Source organism: Pseudomonas sp. 1 R 17 (assembly GCF_900067035.1).
Lineage (GTDB): Bacteria > Pseudomonadota > Gammaproteobacteria > Pseudomonadales > Pseudomonadaceae > Aquipseudomonas > Aquipseudomonas marginalis.
In genome coordinates, this window is record NZ_FKLB01000062.1 from 53,707 (window position 1) to 72,598 (window position 18,892).

Genomic DNA, 18,892 nt, shown 5'->3' on the forward strand with positions numbered 1-18,892 from the left:
GAGTCCATGACACCGCAGGGGTAATGCGGCGAGCGTCGTCCGATCCGGCGTGGGTAACGCCGGGTAGCGCGAACTTTAAAGGTATAAAAAGTAAAATTTAAATACCGAAATAGCATATTGATATCACCCAAAAAGATAACCGACGGATTCGCGGGTTTTCCAGGTGACGGCTATGGTTGGGGGGTCTGTGTTTCGAGGGAATGAACAATGAACAAAGCGAAACCGATTGATCCGCAGGAGCTGGTGAAATGGTTGGTGGCGTTGCGCAGGGCGATCAATAGCCGGGATCTCTAAAACACCGTAGATCCAATGTGGGAGGGGGTTTGCCCTAATGCCAGTCAGTTAAGCGTACATCGCCTCCTGTAGGAGCGAGCTTGCTCGCGAAAAACGTCAACGATAACGCGTGCTTCCTGAATGAACGCGGCGCCTGTGAGTTTTTCGCGAGCAAGCTCGCTCCTACAAAAAGCCTTCTGACTGGCAAGCCCCTTCCCACATTTTTATTGCATTCCAAATTCCAGGCATAAAAAACGCCGACGCTGTAGTAGCCGCCGGCGTTGAAACCTTGAAGGGGGTTTTGGCTTACATCAGAACGCGGGCACGACTGCGCCGTTGTACTTCTTCTCGATGAAGGCTTTGACTTCCGGGCTGGTCAGGGCCTTGGACAGTTTCTGGATAGCGTCGCTGTCCTTGTTGTCCGGGCGCGCCACCAGGAAGTTCACGTACGGCGACTTGGCATCTTCGATGATCAGCGCGTCCTTGGCCGGGTTCAAGCCAGCTTCCAGGGCGTAGTTGGTGTTGATCAAGTCCAGGTCAACCTGGTCCAGCACCCGTGGCAGCAGGGCCGATTCCAGCTCCTTGAACTTCAGGTTCTTCGGGTTGCTGGCAATGTCTTTCGGCGTGGCCAGGGCGTTGGTCGGGTCTTTCAGGGTGATCACACCGGCTTTCTGCAGCAGCAACAGGGCGCGGCCGCTGTTGGAGCCTTCGTTCGGGATGGCCACGGTGGCGCCATCCTTGAGCTCGGAAATATTCTTGATCTTTTTCGAGTAACCGCCGAAGGGTTCAACGTGCACGCCAACCACGGTGACCAGGTTGGTGCCCTTGCCCTTGTTGAAGTTTTCCAGGTACGGCAGGGTCTGGAAGTAGTTGGCGTCCAGGCGCTTCTCGGCAACCTGTACGTTTGGCTGTACGTAGTCGGTGAAGACTTTGATTTCCAGATCCACGCCTTCTTTGGCGAGGGTTGGCTTGACCAGTTCAAGGATCTCGGCGTGCGGGATCGGGGTGGCGGCCACCACCAGTTTCTCGTTGGCCTGGGCGAAGCTTGCAGTCAGGGCAGCCGCCAATGCGGTAAACAACAGAACCTTTTTCATGCAGTGTCCTTATCGAAATTCCGGGGCGTCTCTGACGACCGTTTTTTATGTGGTGTGCCAGCGAAGTGCTATCGCGGCGTGGAATGGACAATACCTAGATTTTTTATTCCCGAACAATATCTTTTATTCACGTTGATATTCCATTTTACTCATGTAGCTGCTTGCTCGCGTAGAAAGCTGCGCAAGGTTTCCTGCTCAGCCGGGCTGGCATTGGCGAAGATGCGCTGCACTTGGTCCAAGGGCGACCCCGCCACCGGCAGGTTCAGGTGTTCGGGCAGAATTTCGTCGCCGCTGCTCACCAGCAAGGCGAAGTGGATGACGTTCTCCAGCTCGCGGGTATTACCCGGCCAGCTGTGGTGTTCCAGTACGCGCTGGGCGGCGTCGCTGATCAACGGCACCGGCAGGTCCAGGCGCTGGCTGTAGATACCGAGGAAGTACTCGGCCAACGACAGGATATCGCCCACCCGCTCACGCAATGCCGGCAGATCCAGCTGGCCTTCGCTCAGGTAATGGAACAGCCGCTCATGAAACTTGCCGGCGGCCACGGCCTGGGCCAGGTCGATGCTGGTGGCGGCCACCAGGCGCACGTCCACCGGGCTCGGCTGGTGAGCGCCCACGCGGGTGACTTCATGGTTTTCCAGGGCCGCCAGCAGTTTCACCTGGATCGGCAGCGGCAAGTCGCCGATCTCATCCAGATACAAAGTGCCGCCATTCGCCGAGCCAAACCACCCGGCCCGGCTGCTGGCCGCGCCACTGTGGGCGCCGGCGGCGTAGCCGAACAGTTCGGCGTCGGCGTAGGTTGGGCTGATGGCGCCGCAATTGACCGATACAAACAAACCGGAGCGGTCGCTGCCCCGGTGAATATGCCGCGCCAGCAATTCTTTACCGCTGCCGGTCTCGCCTCGAATCAATACAGGCAAGGCGCGCGGGGCCAGGTTTTCCAGGTCTTCGCGCAGCTTGCGCGAGCGTGGGTCGACAAACACCAGCGCCTTGGCGCGGATGCTCAGCGGGCTTTTTTCGGCGTCGGGGAAGGTCAGCAGCGGCTGACCGAAGGTTTCATGCAGGCTCATGGCAGGCTCCCGCCCCAAATCCACTCAGGGACGGGGCGTTGAAAAAATATCAGGCTGTGCGCCGGGCGTGATGCTCGAGGCGGCTTTGCAGGCGATACAGGTAGGCGAACCCCTGCTCCCAGCGCTGGTGACCGGACTTCACATTGATATGTCCGGCCCCCGACAGGATGCCGGCTTCGGCGCCCCAATTACGCGCCAGCTCCAGGGCCCGGGGGGCGCTGACGGCGCTGTCGTTATCGGAACTGACCACCTGGCTGGGAAACGGCAGCAGGTCGGTCGGGATCGGCGCAAAGTTGCGCAAGGCCGGCGAGCAGGCTGGCCGTTCAACATCCGCCGGAGCCACCAGCAAGGCCCCGCGCACCTGCCGCAGGAACTGCACGGGTGCGGTGGCAGCCCAATGGGCCACGGTGATGCAGCCCAGGCTATGGGCGATCAGAATTACCGGGGTGCTGTCGGCGGCAATCGCCTCGGCCAGCGCAGCCACCCAGTCCTCGCGGCGCGGCGTCAGCCAATCGGCCTGCTCCACCCGTGCGCTGTTGGGCAGGCTGTTCTGCCAGTGACTTTGCCAATGATCTTCTGGCGATCCTTGCCAGCCCGGCACGATCAGATAACGAATCGACTCGCTGTGCATGGGTGTGCCCTCCTGCAGCGTTTAACGTTGTAGGACAGTATAGGGACGAGGGTTATATTCGTTAAGGAATAAGAAGCTATTTATTAATAACCAAAAACTCAAACCTGCATGAGGTTCAAATGTGGGAGGGGGCTTGCTCCCGATGGCGGTGGGTCAGCTGACAAATAGGCCAACTGACACTCCGCCATCGGGAGCAAGCCCCCTCCCACATTCCACATTCCACATTCCACATTCCACATTGGGATTTGGCGGTGTGGCTTGAATTCCAGGCAAAAAAAAGGCCGCACCCTGCCAAGGAAACGGCCAAAAAATTGTCGAGGCTTTTGCAACTAACGTGCGGTAATCACCGACAGCTTGGTAATCCCCGCGCGCTCGATAGACGCCATGGCTCGCGCCACTTCGCCGTAGTTCACACCATCGTCAGCCTGCAGTTGCACCCGCACATCGGGGTCCTTGGCCTTGGCCGCCTGCAGGTTGAATTCCAGCAGGTCCGGCTGGATTTCGTCCTTGTTGATGAACAGTTTGCCGGCGCCGTCGATGCTCACCACCAGCGGGTCCTTCTGCTCCACCGGGGCTACGGCCTCGGTCTTGGGCAGGTTGATCGGGATCGCGTTGGTCAACAGCGGCGCGGTGACGATAAACACCACCAGCAGCACCAGCATCACGTCCACCAGGGGCGTGACGTTGATCTCGCTCAGTACCTCATCACTGTCTTGCGTGGAGAAGGCCATATCAGGACGCCTCCTTCACTTTTTGCGGGTTACCCGGCGCATGTTTAGTCAGGGCAGGATGCAGCAGCACACGGAAGGAGTTTTTCTGCGCCAGGCTGTAGAAGTCGTGGGCAAAGTCATCCAGGTCCGCCGCCGTGAGCTTCAGGCGACGCAGGAAGTAGTTGTAGACCAGCACCGCCGGCACCGCGACGGCGATCCCCACGCCAGTGGCAACCAGGGCTGCACCGATGGGGCCGGCCACGGTTTCAAGGCTGGCGGAGCCGGCGGCACTGATGCCCTTGAGCGCTTCCATGATCCCCCACACGGTGCCGAACAGGCCGATAAACGGCGAGGTGCTGCCGATACTGGCGACCACGGCCAGGCCGGTTTCCAGGGAGCGGCGCTCACGTACGATCTGCTGGCGCAGGGCACGCTCGAGGCGGTCCTGGTGGTTGATCGCCTGGCTCAGGTCGGCCGCGTGCGGCGCTTCCCCGACCTGGATCGCGGCGTAACCGGCCTGGGCCACACGGGCAGCGGCGCCGGGCTGGGTTTCGGCCAACTCGGCGGCCGAGTCGAGGCTCGACGCCGCCCAGAACTGTTTGTGGAACTTGCGATCCTGCGCTTTGAGGCGACCGAACTGCACGCCCTTGAGCAGGGCCAGGCCCCAGGTGGCGACCGAAAAGACCACCAGCAGCCAGATCACCGCGCTTTCGATGGATTCAAGTGGAGATGCTAATGCCATGATGTTTTCCCTCTGTACAAGTCGCGGCGTGTGCTGCACACCGCAGCGCAATAGTTAGTGAATCTTGAAGTCGATCGGTACGCTGACCCAGCCGTCCTGGGCCACATCGCCCTGCTTGGCCGGCACGAAGCTCCACCGCTTCACGGCGGTCAGTGCGGCGTCGTCGAGTTGCTGGCGACCGCTGCTTTTCTGGACCTGGATCTCGCCCGGCTTACCGCTGGCCAGTACATGCACCCGCAACAACACCGTGCCTTCCCAACCGCGACGCTGCGCCAGTGACGGGTACTCCGGCGCCGGGTTCTTGAGGTACGCGGCGTTGGCCGAAGCCGGTGTCACCGGGGCTGGCGCGGGCGGAGCGGGCGCGGGTGCCGGTGGCGCCGGTTGCGGTGGCGTGGGCGCCTGCTCGACCGGTTTCGGTGCGGGCTTGGGCTCAGGCTTTGGCACCGGCTTGGGCTTAGGTTTTGGAATCGGCTTGGGCGGCGCCGGCTTGGCGGCCAACTCATCCACCACCGGCGGCGGCGGCTCGACAACAGGCGGTGGCGGTGGTGGCGGCACAGGCGGTGGCGGTTCCACCACGGGCGGTGCCGGCTGGGAAAATTCGATGGTCATCGGCGGAATTTCCGGCGGCACAATCGGCAGCACCGGCGTGGGTTTCTGGCTGACCCAATAAATCACTGCACCGTGCAGGGCCAACACCAACAAACCGAGCAGGATCCCTTCGCGGCGGCTGGAGAAGCGCTTCGGGGTTTGCTGCGTTCGCAATTGCCCCAACGGCGCGCGGTGCGGCCGGCCAAGGTCGACCAACTCACCACTCGGTGCCTGGCGCCATTGCGCCTCGGGTGCACTGGCGGCGGTCTGGACATTGCCCATTGATTGACTCCCTACGGTTTCGAAACAAAAAAACCGACGGGCCTGCGTGGAAGGCCGTCGAGGGCTGAATCATCGGGGCCAGACGCTTATCTCTTAAAGTAATCTTTGAAGTTATAGATAGATCAAATTTGAATAAACGAATGCTCTGCAAACACCAAAGCCCCGGCCCACGTGGCCTGGCGCCGAGGTGGTTTTTTTTGATGCTTTTCAGGCATACAAAATATTCACTTAAGGCATGGCTCAACGGGGCTGTTTGCACACAAATCGAACAGCTCAGCCTGCAAGCACTGCCCCGCGGCACTCAGGCCATGACGGGCATACAACGCCAGACGTACGCCTTGCACCACGGGCAAACCGCTGTCCGGCCCCAGTTCCACATGCCCTGGCTGCACGACCCGTCGCGGCAACAGACTCACACCCAACCCCGCCGCCACCGCCGAACACACGCTGGCCAGGCTTGCGCTGGAATAACCGATGCGCCAGCGCCAGCCGCCCACTTCCAGGTGGTGCAACATTTCATTGCGGTACAGGCCGCCCACCGGGAATGCCACCAACGGCAGAGGGTCGCGCCCCAGGCACGGCGTGCTGCGGCTGTCTACCCAACACAGCGGCTCGGGCCACGAGGCCAGGCAGTCATCGCTGCTGCCCATCTGCTTGACCAGCAACACATCGAACTCGCCGCTGCGGTATTGACGCTGCAACTCGGGCCCCAGGCCGCTGGTGACCTCCAGGCGCACCCGTGGATAGGCGAGCACAAATGCCGACAGCAACGGCATCAGGCGCTCGGCGGCAAAGTCTTCCGGTACCCCCAGGCGCAGCACGCCGTCGCTCTGTTGGTTGATCAACACATCGGTGGCTTCTTCATGCAGCGCGAGGATGCGTCGCGCATAGGCCAGCAAGCGTTCGCCCTCAGCGGTGGCGACCACGCGGCGCTGGTCGCGGTCCAGCAACTGGCACGCCACCGCCTCTTCCAGGCGGCGGATCTGCTGGCTCACGGTGGATTGGGTCAGGTGCAGGCGCTCGGCGGCGCGGGTGAAGTTGCCGCAGTCCACCACGGCGACAAAGCTGCGCAACAACACGGGATCGAACATCAGCGTCACCATTCTCTTTGCCACTGGTTGGCATGGTTATATTTAATTTCAGAATACCTTGGGTACTGACCATACTCACGCCTCATTTACCGACTGCAAGAGCGTTGCATGACCCTGAATAAATCCCTCGCCGGCTGGGGCCTGCTGGTGGTGCTTGGCCTGAACCTGCGGCCGATCCTCAGTTCCATCAGCCCGTTGCTCGGCGAGATCCGCCAGGCCACCGGCCTGAGCTTCCAGAGCAGCGCCTTGCTGACCAGCCTGCCAGTGGTGTGCATGGGGCTGGTGGCGCTGGTGGGCGTGCGCGTGGAAGCCCGCCTGGGTGAGCGGCGTGGCATCGCCCTGGGCCTGATGATGATCCTGCTGGCGTGCCTGGCACGCTGGCTGATGGGCCAGGCGTCGGCGCTGCTGGTCACGGCGCTGCTCGGCGGCGCGGGTGTGGCGCTGATCCAGGCCTTGGTGCCGGCGATGATCAAGCGCGAATTCCGGCATCGCGTGCCGGTGGCGATGGGTGTGTACTCGGCCTCGCTGATGGCCGGCGGCGGGCTGGCAGCGCTGCTCAGCCCGCTGGTGGCCACGCATTTCCAGGAATGGCAGGCGGGGTTGGGGGTGTGGCTGCTGCCGGCGTTGGGTGCCTTGCTGCTATGGGCCTGGCTGCCACTGGGCGCGGCCAGAAATCCACAGGTGGTGCCGGCCTTCAAGGACCTGCGCAATCGCCGCGCCTGGTTGCTGGCACTGTATTTCGGCCTGGTCAATTGCGGCTACATGAGCCTGGTGGCGTGGCTGCCGGCCTACTATCAGCAACTGGGTTGGGGCGTGCTGCCCAGCGGTTCGCTGCTGGCGTTCATGACCATCTTCCAGGTGATCGCCGCGCTGTTGATGCCGGTGCTGGCGCAGCGCGGTATCGACCGTCGGCCGCTGCTGGGCATCGCCCTGCTGGCCCAGACCGTGGGTTACCTCGGCCTGATCGTCGCGCCGCAGGAATATCCGCACCTCTGGGTGGCGTTGTGCGGCTTCGGCCTGGGCGCGTGTTTCGCCCTGAGCCTGCTGCTGACCCTCGACCACCATCGCGACCCACGCCAGGCCGGGCAACTGGCGGCCTTTGTGCAAGGCGTGGGCTTCTTGATCAATGCGGTGTCGCCGTGGCTGACCGGCTGGCTGCGCGGGCTGACCGGCAACTTTGTCAGCGCCTGGGTGGTGCTGACGGTCACGGCGGTGGCGATGCTGGCGGTGACACGCGTGTTCAGCCCGGCCACCTATCGCACGGGGCTAGAAGTCATAGCGCCCGGTCACCCCTAGCGTGCGCGGCGTACCGAGCAGGCCTTCGTAGCCGCCGTTCCCCCCCGTCCACAGCGTGGTGTAGTAGGTCTTGTCGAAGGCGTTTTTCAGCCATAACGACACGTCCCACTGCCCCTGCTCATAGTTGCCGCGCAGGCCGGTGGACAGGTTGACCACGGCGTAGGCGGGAATCTGTCCATAGTCGGAGTCCTCCACCGTGCCCACGGCCTTGGAGCGGAAGGCATAGCTGGCGGTGACATAGGGTTCGAAGCCGTTATCCAGGTTCCACTTGTATTCGCCGTTGGCGTTGGCGATCCATTTCGAGGCCCCCACCACTTGGTGCCCACTCAGGTCGCAGGAGGCCGGCGCACCGGGGCGCAGACTGACTTCCGGCGGGCACGGCGCATCCTTGTAAGACAGATAGCTCACATCGTTGAACGAGCCGTTGAGGTTCAGCGTCAGGCCCTTGATCGGCACCAGGGTGCTTTCCACCTCGACACCCCGCGAGCGCACCGAACCGGCGTTGGTCAGGTACTGCACACGGTTGTCCTGGTCATAGGCATTGGTCTGGTAGCCGTTGACCTGGGTCCAGAACAGGTTGGCATTGAGCTGCAGCCGCCGGTCCCACAGCGTGCTTTTGAAACCCAGTTCGGCGTTGTTGGCGCGCTCGGTGCCGATCAACAGCGAGTCGGCCCCGGCCGTCGGTGCTGAGCCTACCGCCAGGTTGACCCCGCCGGACTTCTCGCCATGGGACAGCGTCGCGTAGCCCAGCAGGTTTTCGTTAAAGCGGTAGCTCAGGTTGAGCAAACCCGAGGGGCTGGTGCTGTATTGCGTGAGGTCGCCGGAGTCGTAAGCCCCCGCGCGGCCACGTCGAGCCGTCGCGGCAGCACCGGTGACCGCCGCACCGCCAAGGGGAGCGTTGCGCGTGACCCAGGCACTTTTTTCTTCGTAGGTGCCGCGCAGGCCGGCGGTGAAATCCAGGCGCTCGGTGAGGTGCCAGGTGCCCTGGGCAAACAGTGCAAAACTGTCGGTGCGAATGTGCCCGTTGCCGACGCTGCTGACATTGGCCAGTGCGCCGGCCGGCGTGCCATTCCAGATATCGGCCTGAGGCCCGTAATAGCTGAAGGACTTGTTGTCCAGCGAGTTGCCGAAGTAGTAGGCACCAAGGACGTAATCGAAGAAACCGCCGGTAGGCGAAGCCAGCCGGAACTCCTGGGACCACTGCTTATCTTCCACCGACACCCCGGCGTTATACGACGCCGGCACGTTAAGGCCGTCGTCGTTACGCGGGGTGAAATTCCAGAAGCGATAGGAACTGACCGAGGTCAGGGTGAAATCGCTCGGCAACGTCCAGTTGGCCTCCAGCGACGTGCCGCCCTGGAACACGGTGACGTGCTGGTCGCTGTCCAGGTTGACCTTGCGGTGGGTGCCATCGACCAGGGTCGCGCCTGCGGCGTTGGCCCGCGACTGGTAGAGGTTGGTGCCGTTGATGGTCAGCCCGGTGCTGTACAGCACCCGGGTGCCGGCGCTGGAATCCTCTTCGTTGTAATCACCGATCCAGCGCAGGTTGAAGGTCTCGCTGGGCTTGTACAGCAGTTGCCCGCGAAAGCCCTGGCGCGAGCCGCCGTTAAGGTCATGGCCGTTGTATTCGTTCTTGATGTCGCCGTCGCTGCGGGTGCGATAGACCGAGAAACGCCCCGCCAGGTCATCGGTGAGCGGGCCGGAAATCGTGCCCTTGGTCTGGAAGTAGCCGTCCTCGCCCAGCGAGGTTTCAATGCTGCGCTCCGGGGTAAAACTCGGCGCGCGCGTGCTGATGTTGATCACCCCGGCGGTGGTGTTTTTGCCGAACAAGGTGCCTTGCGGGCCACGCAAGACTTCAAGCTGTTCGATGTCCATCAGGTCGAACACCGCCATGCCCGGCCGCCCCAGGTACACGTTGTCGATATACAGCCCTACGCTGCCCTCAAGGCCATCACTCGCCGGGTTGTTGCCCAGGCCACGAATCGACACGCTGGACTGGCGCGCATGCATATAAGCGACGTTGACGCTGGGCACCAGTTGCTGCAAATCCTGAATCCGATACACCCGTTGGCTCTCCAGGGCCTGGCCGCCGATCACGCTCATGGGCGTCGGCACTGCCTGGGCGCTTTCGGTGCGCCGCCGGGCGGTGACGGTGACCGTCTCCAACTCGCCGCCGGCGCTCTCGCCCTTGCTTACCGGCGCGGGCGTTTCGGCGGCCTGGGTCGGCGACCAACTGGAACTGCCGGCCACCAGAATGGCCAGAGGCAAGGACTTCAACAGACTCATAAGCGGCTCCGGAACCCGGAAATATCCATCGACAGATATTCCTTTAGGTTATTTATTTATGTTTTTACGAACATTTACTGCATAAGAGATAGCCTTTATAAGGAGTCGACCTAATGCATAGCCAATGCATTTCCCGGATATTTTTGATGTGAAAAATGCATATCGATTTGCGCCAGCTTCGTCACTTCATCGCCCTTGCCGAACAACGCAGTTTTGTCGCCGCCGCGTTGACGGTGAACCTGTCGCAATCGGCGTTCAGTCGCAGTATCCAGGCCCTGGAACACAGCGCCGGTTGCCAGCTGATTGACCGTGGCCGCAAAGACCTGGCGCCGACCAAACAAGGCCAGGTATTGCTGGAGCACGCTCGGCGCCTGGTCAGCGGCGCACAGCAACTGGCCAACGAGATCAGCCAGTTCAATGGCCTGGAGGCGGGGGAATTGCGTTTCGGCTGCGGCCCGGCACCGGCCAGCGGCTTGATCCCCCGCGCCATCGGCAGTTTTATCGGGCGCTACCCCAAGGCACGGGTGCAGTACCAGGTGGACGACTGGCAGAGCCTGAGCAAACGCCTGCTCAGTGAAGAGTTCGAGTTTTTCGTCGCCGACACCCGCCACTTCGAAGCCAACCCCGACTATCACACCCACCGCCTGCGCCCGCGCCGCTGGTATTTCTGCTGCCGCGCCGGCCACCCACTGGCCGGACGTGGCAGCGTAAGCGCCGCCGAGCTGATGAGTTACCCCCTGGCCGTGACCATCCGCCCGCCCAACCTGCGCAAGGTCATCGTCGACCTCAGCGGCCGGCCCGATTACCTGCCCAATGTCGAATGCGAGAACGGCTATAGCCTGATGGGCGTAGTGCTGCGCTCCGACGCCATCGGCATCGTCAGCGCCAACAGCGATGTGCTGCACATGGCCCGGGGCGAACTGGTGTGCTTGACGATCGAGGGCCTGGCGGAGGATCTGGAGGAGCGTTACACCCGCTACGGCGTCGTCAGCCGTGCAGGGTATCGCTTGTCGCCGCTGGCCGAAGCGATGATCGAGCAGATCAAGCAGATCGATGAGTTGGATGAAGAGGTGTGCGCGCTGGAGAACGTCGCCGTCTAGGCCATGCATCCACTGCATCAAAGCCAGTCCCCAAATGCACTTGCCAGCCCCCCACCCGAACGGCGAAAAACCTCACCTGTCCTCCGTCTGGTGAAGTCCCATGTCCCACCCCCAACCCGTGCGCAACGTGCTGTACATCATGTGCGACCAACTGCGCCGCGATTACCTGTCGTGCTACGGCCACGCCCACTTGCACACGCCGAACATCGATCGCCTGGCCGCCGCCGGTGTGCGCTTCAGCCGCGCCTATACCCAAGGCACCATCTGCGGGCCCTCGCGCATGTCGGCCTATACCGGGCGCTACGTCAGCAGCCACCAGGTGGCGTGGAACGCGGTGCCGTTGCCCCTGGAAGAACTGACCCTCGGCGACTACCTGCGTCCCCACGGCATCCGCACGGCACTGGTCGGCAAGACCCACGCCACACCCAATGTTGACGCCTTGCAACGCCTGAATATCGACCCTGACAGCGAGCAGGCCGAGCCATTGAACGAGGTTGGCTTCGAGGCGTACCTGCGTCACGACGGCATCTACCCCGACAGCCCGCTGTTCGAGGATAAACGCGAGTCCGCGCCCTACACCCATTACCTGCGCGAGCAGGGCTACAGCGGCGCCAACCCGTGGCACGAATGGGCCAATGCGGCAGCAGGGGAAAACGGCGAAGTGCTCAGCGGTTGGCACATGCGCAATGCAGGCCGCCCCGCGCGCGTGGCCGAGGAACATTCGGAAACCGTCTACACCACCGACCGCGCCATCGACTTTATCCGTGAGCAGGCCGAACAACCGTGGTGCCTGCACCTGTCCTATATCAAGCCACACTGGCCCTACATCGCACCGGCGCCGTATCACGCACTGTATGGCGCCGAGCATATCCAGGCACCGATCCAGCCAGGGGAGACCAGCGATCACCCGGTGTACCAGGCGTTCCGCCAGCACCAGGAGAGCCTGAACTTTTCCCGTGAGGAGGTACGGCTCACGGTGATTCCCACCTACATGGGCCTGATCAAACAGGTCGACGACCAACTGGGACGCCTGTTCGATTTTCTGCAAGGCAATGGCCGTTGGGACGACACCCTGATCGTGTTCACCAGCGACCACGGCGACTTCCTCGGCGATCACTTCCTCGGCGAAAAAGAGTTTTTGCTGGAACCTGCGGTGGGCATTCCGCTGATCGTGCGCGACCCACGCGCCGCTGCCGATACCCGCCGTGGCACGGTGGACGCGCGCCTGGTGGAAACCATTGATGCACTGCCGACCTTCCTCGACGCCTTGGGCCTGCCCGCAGCCGAGCACCGCCTGGAAGGGCGCTCACTGATCCCGCTGCTGCACGGCCAGGCAACGCGCTGGCGCCGCTACGCCATCGCCGAGTACGACTACGCCTTCCAGGCCCCGGCCCGCGAACGCCTGGCGCAACCCATCGACCGTTGCCGCATGACCATGGTGCGCAGCGAGCGCTGGAAATACCTGGCGTACGACGGCTTCCGCCCACAGCTGTTCGACCTGGAAAACGACCCGCAGGAACTGCACGACCTGGGCAACGACCCGGCCTATGCCGAAGTGCGCGAAACCCATTTGGGGTATCTGTTCGAATGGCTGCGCGGGCTGAAGCGACGCACCACCATCAGCCACGCAGAGATCGATCTGCGTGGCCAACGGTTTCGTTACGGTGAGCCGCAAGCGGAGAAAGTGGTGCAGATCGGCGTGTGGTAAACCACACATCGAATGTGGGGGGTCCCACTACCTCTTCGAAGTAGCGTTGTCGCGCAGCAAACGGGTACCTCTGTGGTGAGCGGGCTTGCCCCGCGTTGGGGTGCGAAGCGCCCCTGATGAAGACGAATGCGGTGTATCAGGCACTTCGCTGCGCCTGGTTCTGGGGCTGCTTCGCAGCCCAACGCGGGGCAAGCCCGCTCACCACAGGTACGGTGTTCGCCGTTGACTGACTGGCATCAGGGCTTGCCCCCTCCCACATTAGAGACCTTTGGTGGTCTGGCTGCGCTGCCCTTGCACGCCCACCGGCACATCGCCCTTGAGCGTCACCCGGCGCACGATGCGTTCCTGGGTGCCGTAGTCGTCCACGGCGTAATGCTGGGTGGCGCGATTGTCCCAGATCGCCACGTCGCCAGTGTTCCAGCGCCAGCGCACGGTGTTTTCCAGGCGGGTGACGTGGCTTTGCAGCAGGTTGAACAGCTGGGTCGAGTCAGCCTGGGAATAACCTTTCAGGCGCTTGACGAAGTGCCCCAGCAACAGGGTTTTCTCGCCACTGACCGGATGCACGCGCACCACCGGGTGCTCGGTTTCGTACACCGTCGAGGTGAACACCTTGCGGTATGCCTCAAGCCGCTCGGCCGACACATCCGGCTTGAGCGCGGCGTAGTCGTATTCGTTGCTGTGCACCGCCCACAAGTTATCCGCCAGGGCGCGCAGTTCGACGCTGAGGTCGTTGTAGGCGCTCGAGGTGTTGGCCCAGACCGTGTCGCCACCGGACTTGGGCGCCAGCACCGAACGCAGCACCGAGGCTTTCGGGTAGGCATCGACGAAGGTCACATCGGTGTGCCAGGAATTGGCGCGCTGCCCACGGGTACCGTCCAGTTCCATCAGGAAGCGCGTGCCGTCGCGCACCGGCACCGTCGGGTGGGCAATCGGCTCGCCGAGCAGATGGGCAAAGGCTTCCTGGCTCTGGTCATCGAGGTGAGTCTGCTCGCGAAAGAAGATCACCTTGTACTGCACCAGCGCCTGCTGGATGGCTTCGACCGTGGCGGCATCCAGATCGCCGGACAGTGTGATACCGCGAATCTCGGCGCCGATGCGGCCGGCGACCGGGTGAATATCCAGCGCCTGGGCGACGGGTTGAACAGCTAATGCGGCGTTGCTCATGGTGATGACCCTCTTGTGCCTGCTGATGGGGACGCTTTCCGACAACGCTCTATCCATATGCAATTTAGATCTAGCAGATGAACGAATGCTTCATTGACGGAATAAGAGCTTGCATTTAAAACCTCTGCTCCCGTGGTCGCAAATGCCTTCGACCTATTTTTAAGATGCAGGGAAAGCATATGGATCTTCGCCAACTGCGCTACTTCATCGCCCTCAACGAACACCGCAGTTTCGTGCGTGCGGCAGACGCCATGGGCATCACCCAACCGGCGTTCAGCCGCAGCATCCAGGGGCTGGAACAGGAGTTCGGCTGCGTGCTGGTCGACCGTGGCCACAAGGACCTGCGCCCCACGCCGGAGGGCCAAGTGGTGCTGCAACATGCCTTGTCCCTGGTGCACGGCGCCGCCTTACTGAGCAGTGAAGTGACGCGCATGACCAAGCTCGACGCCGGCGACCTGCGCTTCGGCTGCGGCCCGGCCCCGGCAGTGAAACTGGTGCCGGATGCGGTGGCGCGCTTTATCAGCGCCCACCCGAAAATCCGCACCAGTTTCCAGGTGGATAACTGGGAAAAACTCAGCCGTGCCCTGAGCCGTGAAGAGATCGAATTCTTTATCGCCGACATCCGCCAATTCGAAGCCGACCCGAATTTCCAGACCCGCGCGCTGACCCCCAAGCGCGGGGTATTTTTTTGCCGACCGGGGCACCCGTTGCTGGCCAAGGACAGCCTGTCGACCAACGACATGTTCGACTACCCGCTGGCGTCGCCGCTGATCTCACAGGGCATTCGCAAACTGTTGGCGAACCTGAGCGGGCGCATGGATTTTTCCCCGAGCATCCAGACCGAACATTTCCCGGCGCTGGTGAAGATCGTACTGCAGTCCAATGCCATCGGCGTGGGCACCGAGGAGGCATTCGCCGAAGACATCGCCCAGGGCACGCTGAAGCTGCTGCACTGGCGCAACCTGCCGCAGAACATGGAGACCATGAGCGCCCGCTGCGGGATTGTCAGCCGCACCGGTTCGCGGTTGTCGCCGGCGGCGAAGGCGATGATCGAGACGCTGGTGGAGGTGGACAGGCAGGAGGTGAGTGTGGCGGTTTGAAGGGCCTCATCGGGGGCAAGCCCCCGATGGCGATAGCCCAGGCACCACCCGACTCAAAGCCCCGCCGCCGACAGATTCGGCGCCACCCAGTCACTCACCTGGAACGACTTGCGAATCAGCTTCTCCTTGGAAGCCAGGTCCACCGAACCCTGCAATTTAGCCAGGAACACCGGGTCCAGGGTCGACGGGAAAATCTCGCTGAGGGTCTGGTCTTTCAAGTCATTGGTGAGGATCACCGGCGGGTAACTGGCCAGCCCGGACACCAGCGCTATGTAGGCTTGCTTGTTGTTGTCATCGGTCAACCATTGCACCGCCTGCTGCTGGGCCTTGAGCAGCTTGGCGACGGCGTCGGGGTGCTCGTCGACAAACTGCTTGCTGCCCACCAGCACCGCCTGGACGCTGCCGGCGCCACCGAGGTCCTTGGTGGTCAGCGGTATTTCAGCCAGCCCCTTGGCTTGCAATGCCGTCAGGTTCGAACCGCCCCAGGTGGCGTCGATCTGCTTGGCGGCCAACGCGGCATTGGCGGCGTTGTAGTCCAGGCTGATGACTTTGAGGTCCTTCTCACTCAAGCCCTGGCTGGCCAATGCACTGTCGAACGACAACTGGCTGGCCGTGCCACGGAACACCGCGACGCGCTTGCCCTTGAGGTCCTGCAAGGTCTTGATGCCAGAACCCGGTACCACGCCGAGGTACTGCTTGATGTCCCGCGCGGTAGCACTGAGCAAGCGCGTCTCCAGGCCATTGGAGCGGCCGATGATCGCCGCCAGGTCGCCCAGGTACGCCAGGTCCACCTGCCCGTTGGCGAAGGCTTCGTTGATCACAGGGCCGGCGCCCTTGAAGTAATTCCACTGGATCTTGATGCCTTGGTCGGCAAAGGCTTTTTCGAAGATCTGCTGCTCGCGCAGCACATCCGTTATGCCCCCGCCGCTGTGCTGGCTGCCTGCGCTGAGGTCGGGCACGGCGATGCGAATTTCCTTGAGGTCGGCAGCCTGTACCAGGCCCGCCAGTGCGGTGCCTGCGACCAGGGTGATCAGACGTTTGAACGACAGTTTCATAAGCGCAGCTCCTTGTGGGCGAGGGTCGCCTGGGGAGCAGAAAGTAGGCACAACCTGGTCAAAACTTTAAATACTATAAATTCACAATTTAATAGCTTTTAGGACTATGCGAAAGGAAACGCAGGCTCCAGAGGGCTATGCATGAATAGCATCGAAAATATTCTTCGAATGCATTGGATGCGTGCCGGAGCGAGGCTTTAAATGGCTTTTCTTATCCCTCAATCATCTTGATTACGTTTTTATAAGATCGAAATCACATAACGCCCTTGGCGACAACGGAGGTCCTCCATGGCCCGAATCTCACTTTTGAGCCTACCGCTCGCGGCTCCCGGCGCCACGCCACGTTGGCCGCTGCACAGTGAACGGCTGTTGCCATGGTTGCTGCCGGTGACGCTGTTTGCGCTGTGGTGGCTGGCCAGCCGCAATCACTGGATGAGCGAGCAGATCCTGCCGCCACCGTCGCTGGTGTGGAGCAGCGCCGTGGAACTGGCCGGCGGCGAGCTGTGGAGCCACCTGGCGATCAGCCTGCAACGCCTGTCCTGGGGGTTGCTGGCGGGCATTGGCGCCGGGGCGCTGCTGGGGGCGGTGTTGGGTTTCAGCGCGCGCGCCGAGCGCCTGGTGTTTCCGACGTTCAGCGCGTTGTCGCAGGTACCGACCCTGGCCTGGATTCCACTGTTCATGGTGTTCTTCGGCATTGGCGAAACCCTGAAACTGGTGGTGCTGGTGAAAGCGATCGTGGTGCCCGTCACCCTGCATACCCTGGTGGGCGTGCGCGACGCCCAACCCCAGTTACGCGAAGCCGCCCGCGTGTTGCGCCTGCCCACGCACCTGTTGATCCGGCGCCTGATCCTGCCTGCCGCGCTGCCCGCCTTTATGGCCGGCGTGCGCCTGGCCCTGGCGGCCGGATGGACCTCGCTGCTGGCGGTGGAGTTGCTGGCCTCCAGCGAAGGCATCGGCTACCTGATGGTGTGGGCGCGCCAGCTGTTCATGCTCGATATCGTCTTCGTGTGCATCGTGGTCATCGGCGTATTCGGCGTGGTGATGGACCGTGGCATTGGCTGGCTGGACCGCAAATGGGTGCACTGGCCCCACCCGGCCACGGCGCAGATTCGTCGCGGCCCGCGTTATCAAGGCTGGCAGCGCCTGCAACCGTGGTTGCTGCCCCTGCTGTTGCTGGCGCTGTGGCAGGTCGCGACGCAACAAGGCTGGGTCGACACGAACATTCTGGTCAGCCCATGGGTGGTGCTGCACACCACCGTCGCCGGGGTGGTGGATGGCAACCTCAGCGGTGCACTGGGCACCAGCCTGGGGCGAAGCCTGGGCGGGTTGCTGCTCGGTGGCGGCCTTGGCTTTGCCATGGGCCTGTGGCTGGGACTGTCACGGCGCAGTGAGCGGGTACTCGGGCCGACCCTGGCCGCCTTGCGCCAGATCGCGATTTTCGCCTGGGTGCCGCTGCTCACTGCCTGGTTTGGCCTGGGTGAGTTGGCCAAATGGGTGTTTATCGCCCTCGCCGCCTTCTTCCCGTTGTTTATCGCCACCCAACGCAGCGTGCTGAATCTGTCGCCACAGCTCAACGAAGCGGTGCAGGTGTTGCGCCTGAACCTGTTCCAACGGCTGCGACGCCTGGTACTGCCAGGCGCCGCAGCCGGCATTTTCGCCGGCCTGCGCCTGAGCCTGATCTACGCCTGGCTGGGCACCATCGGTGCGGAATATTTCATGCCGTCCAACGGCGGTATCGGCAGCCTGATGATCGGCGCCCAACAACTGCTGCGCATGGACCTGATCATGAGCGGCATGCTCCTGGTCGGCCTCACCGGCGCGGCCCTCAACCTGATCGGCCAGCGCATCGAAACCCGCGCCACCCGCTGGAGACACGCATGAACGCACCTATCGTCAGCTTCAACCATGTGGGCAAGACCTTCGACGTCGACGGCTTCGAGCTGGAAGCCATCCGCGAATTCAACCTGGAGATTGCCGAAGGCGAATTCGTCGCGATTGTCGGCTCCAGCGGCTGCGGCAAATCCACCCTGCTGCGTTTGCTGGTGGGGCTCGATACGCAGTTTCGCGGCGAGATCCGCGTCGACGGCAAAGCGGTCAGCGGCATCGGCGGCGAGCGCGGCATCGTGTTCCAGGAGCATCGTCTGTTCCCCTGGCTCACCGTGGCGGAAAATATCGGCCTGGGCCTGGTCAACGAGCCACTGAGCGAAGCAGAGCGCAATCGGCGCATCAGCGATTTTATCGAGCTGGTCGGCCTCACCGACTTCACCCGCGCCTATCCGCACCAACTGTCCGGCGGCATGGCGCAACGGGTGGCGATTGCCCGCGGCCTGGTGGCCAGCCCGCGCATTCTGCTGCTGGACGAACCCTTCGGTGCCCTCGACGCCCTGACCCGCCAGCAGATGCAGGACGAACTCCTGGCGATCCGCGCCGGCGCCAAAATCACCACGGTATTGGTGACCCACGATGTGGAGGAAGCGATTTTCCTCGCCGACCGCGTGGTGGTGATGGAGCCCCGGCCGGGGCGGATCAAGCAGGTCGTCGAGATTGCCCTGCCCCACCCGCGCCAGCGCAGCAGTTTCGAATTCCACCAGCTGCGTGAGGAGTTGCTGCATGAACTGACCAGCGACGGCCATTACCAGCCGCCCGCGCGCGAACAGATCCGCGACCTGCCACTGGCGTTTATCGCCTGCTGAAAAACCGCC

Annotated in this window: 16 protein-coding genes; 6 read left to right on the plus strand and 10 right to left on the minus strand. The window is 62.6% G+C overall.

Annotated features, from left to right (window positions below; genetic code table 11):
• Positions 1-584: 584 nt before the first annotated feature.
• The 7 genes from BFP99_RS25780 to BFP99_RS25810 all read right to left on the minus strand — a co-directional run bounded on the left by BFP99_RS25780 (position 585) and on the right by BFP99_RS25810 (position 6,481).
• On the minus strand, positions 585-1,367 hold the full coding sequence (locus tag BFP99_RS25780) for a MetQ/NlpA family ABC transporter substrate-binding protein (RefSeq protein WP_027607851.1): 783 nt from the start codon (positions 1,365-1,367) through the stop codon (positions 585-587).
• A gap of 149 nt (positions 1,368-1,516) precedes the next feature.
• Entirely contained in the window at positions 1,517-2,437 is a 921-nt protein-coding gene (locus BFP99_RS25785) for a sigma 54-interacting transcriptional regulator (protein WP_065948529.1), read from the minus strand.
• Positions 2,438-2,486: 49 nt separating this feature from the next.
• Positions 2,487-3,068, minus strand: coding sequence for an alpha/beta hydrolase (locus BFP99_RS25790; protein WP_016975008.1), 582 nt, complete (start codon positions 3,066-3,068; stop codon positions 2,487-2,489).
• Between the two features lie 329 nt (positions 3,069-3,397).
• Positions 3,398-3,799, minus strand: a complete 402-nt coding sequence (locus BFP99_RS25795; protein WP_010565408.1) for an ExbD/TolR family protein — start codon at positions 3,797-3,799, stop codon at positions 3,398-3,400.
• Position 3,800: 1 nt separating this feature from the next.
• Positions 3,801-4,520 carry a MotA/TolQ/ExbB proton channel family protein gene (locus BFP99_RS25800; protein ID WP_027607855.1) on the minus strand — a complete coding sequence of 240 codons (720 nt, stop codon included), beginning with the start codon at positions 4,518-4,520 and terminating at the stop codon, positions 3,801-3,803.
• 54 nt (positions 4,521-4,574) lie between these two features.
• Complete coding sequence (locus BFP99_RS25805) at positions 4,575-5,390, minus strand: energy transducer TonB (RefSeq protein ID WP_012721645.1); 816 nt, start codon at positions 5,388-5,390, stop codon at positions 4,575-4,577.
• 224 nt (positions 5,391-5,614) lie between these two features.
• The gene (locus BFP99_RS25810) at positions 5,615-6,481 is read right to left on the minus strand and encodes a LysR family transcriptional regulator (protein WP_065926340.1); all 867 of its coding nucleotides are present in this window, start codon (positions 6,479-6,481) and stop codon (positions 5,615-5,617) included.
• Positions 6,482-6,589: 108 nt separating this feature from the next.
• Between BFP99_RS25810 and BFP99_RS25815 the strand changes: the two genes are divergently transcribed.
• Positions 6,590-7,777: a CynX/NimT family MFS transporter gene (locus tag BFP99_RS25815; protein WP_065926338.1), complete on the plus strand. Its 1,188-nt coding sequence runs from the start codon at positions 6,590-6,592 to the stop codon at positions 7,775-7,777.
• Here BFP99_RS25815 and BFP99_RS25820 read toward each other — a convergent pair.
• A complete protein-coding gene (locus BFP99_RS25820; RefSeq protein ID WP_065948530.1) occupies positions 7,748-10,063 on the minus strand; it encodes a TonB-dependent receptor in 2,316 nt (771 codons plus the stop codon). The genes BFP99_RS25815 and BFP99_RS25820 overlap by 30 nt on opposite strands.
• A 155-nt stretch (positions 10,064-10,218) precedes the next feature.
• Between BFP99_RS25820 and BFP99_RS25825 the strand changes: the two genes are divergently transcribed.
• Together BFP99_RS25825 and BFP99_RS25830 are read left to right on the plus strand one after the other, a co-directional pair.
• Positions 10,219-11,163: a LysR family transcriptional regulator gene (locus BFP99_RS25825; RefSeq protein WP_065926336.1), complete on the plus strand. Its 945-nt coding sequence runs from the start codon at positions 10,219-10,221 to the stop codon at positions 11,161-11,163.
• 100 nt (positions 11,164-11,263) lie between these two features.
• Complete coding sequence (locus tag BFP99_RS25830) at positions 11,264-12,871, plus strand: alkaline phosphatase family protein (protein ID WP_065948531.1); 1,608 nt, start codon at positions 11,264-11,266, stop codon at positions 12,869-12,871.
• 258 nt (positions 12,872-13,129) lie between these two features.
• Here the strand turns inward: BFP99_RS25830 and BFP99_RS25835 are convergent, their stop codons facing one another.
• On the minus strand, positions 13,130-14,035 hold the full coding sequence (locus tag BFP99_RS25835; protein WP_065948532.1) for a TauD/TfdA dioxygenase family protein: 906 nt from the start codon (positions 14,033-14,035) through the stop codon (positions 13,130-13,132).
• Positions 14,036-14,214: 179 nt separating this feature from the next.
• On the opposite strand from BFP99_RS25835, the gene BFP99_RS25840 reads away from it, so the two are divergent.
• Positions 14,215-15,135: a LysR family transcriptional regulator gene (locus BFP99_RS25840; RefSeq protein ID WP_065926333.1), complete on the plus strand. Its 921-nt coding sequence runs from the start codon at positions 14,215-14,217 to the stop codon at positions 15,133-15,135.
• 53 nt (positions 15,136-15,188) lie between these two features.
• On the opposite strand, the gene BFP99_RS25845 is transcribed toward BFP99_RS25840, so the two are convergent.
• Positions 15,189-16,190 (minus strand): ABC transporter substrate-binding protein, encoded by a 1,002-nt coding sequence (locus BFP99_RS25845; protein WP_065948533.1) that lies wholly within the window; start codon positions 16,188-16,190, stop codon positions 15,189-15,191.
• Positions 16,191-16,478: 288 nt separating this feature from the next.
• On the opposite strand from BFP99_RS25845, the gene BFP99_RS25850 reads away from it, so the two are divergent.
• Positions 16,479-18,071 carry an ABC transporter permease gene (locus BFP99_RS25850; RefSeq protein WP_065926331.1) on the plus strand — a complete coding sequence of 531 codons (1,593 nt, stop codon included), beginning with the start codon at positions 16,479-16,481 and terminating at the stop codon, positions 18,069-18,071.
• A complete protein-coding gene (locus tag BFP99_RS25855) occupies positions 18,068-18,883 on the plus strand; it encodes an ABC transporter ATP-binding protein (protein ID WP_065948534.1) in 816 nt (271 codons plus the stop codon). Before BFP99_RS25850 ends, BFP99_RS25855 begins: the two co-directional genes overlap by 4 nt.
• Positions 18,884-18,892 lie beyond the last annotated feature (9 nt).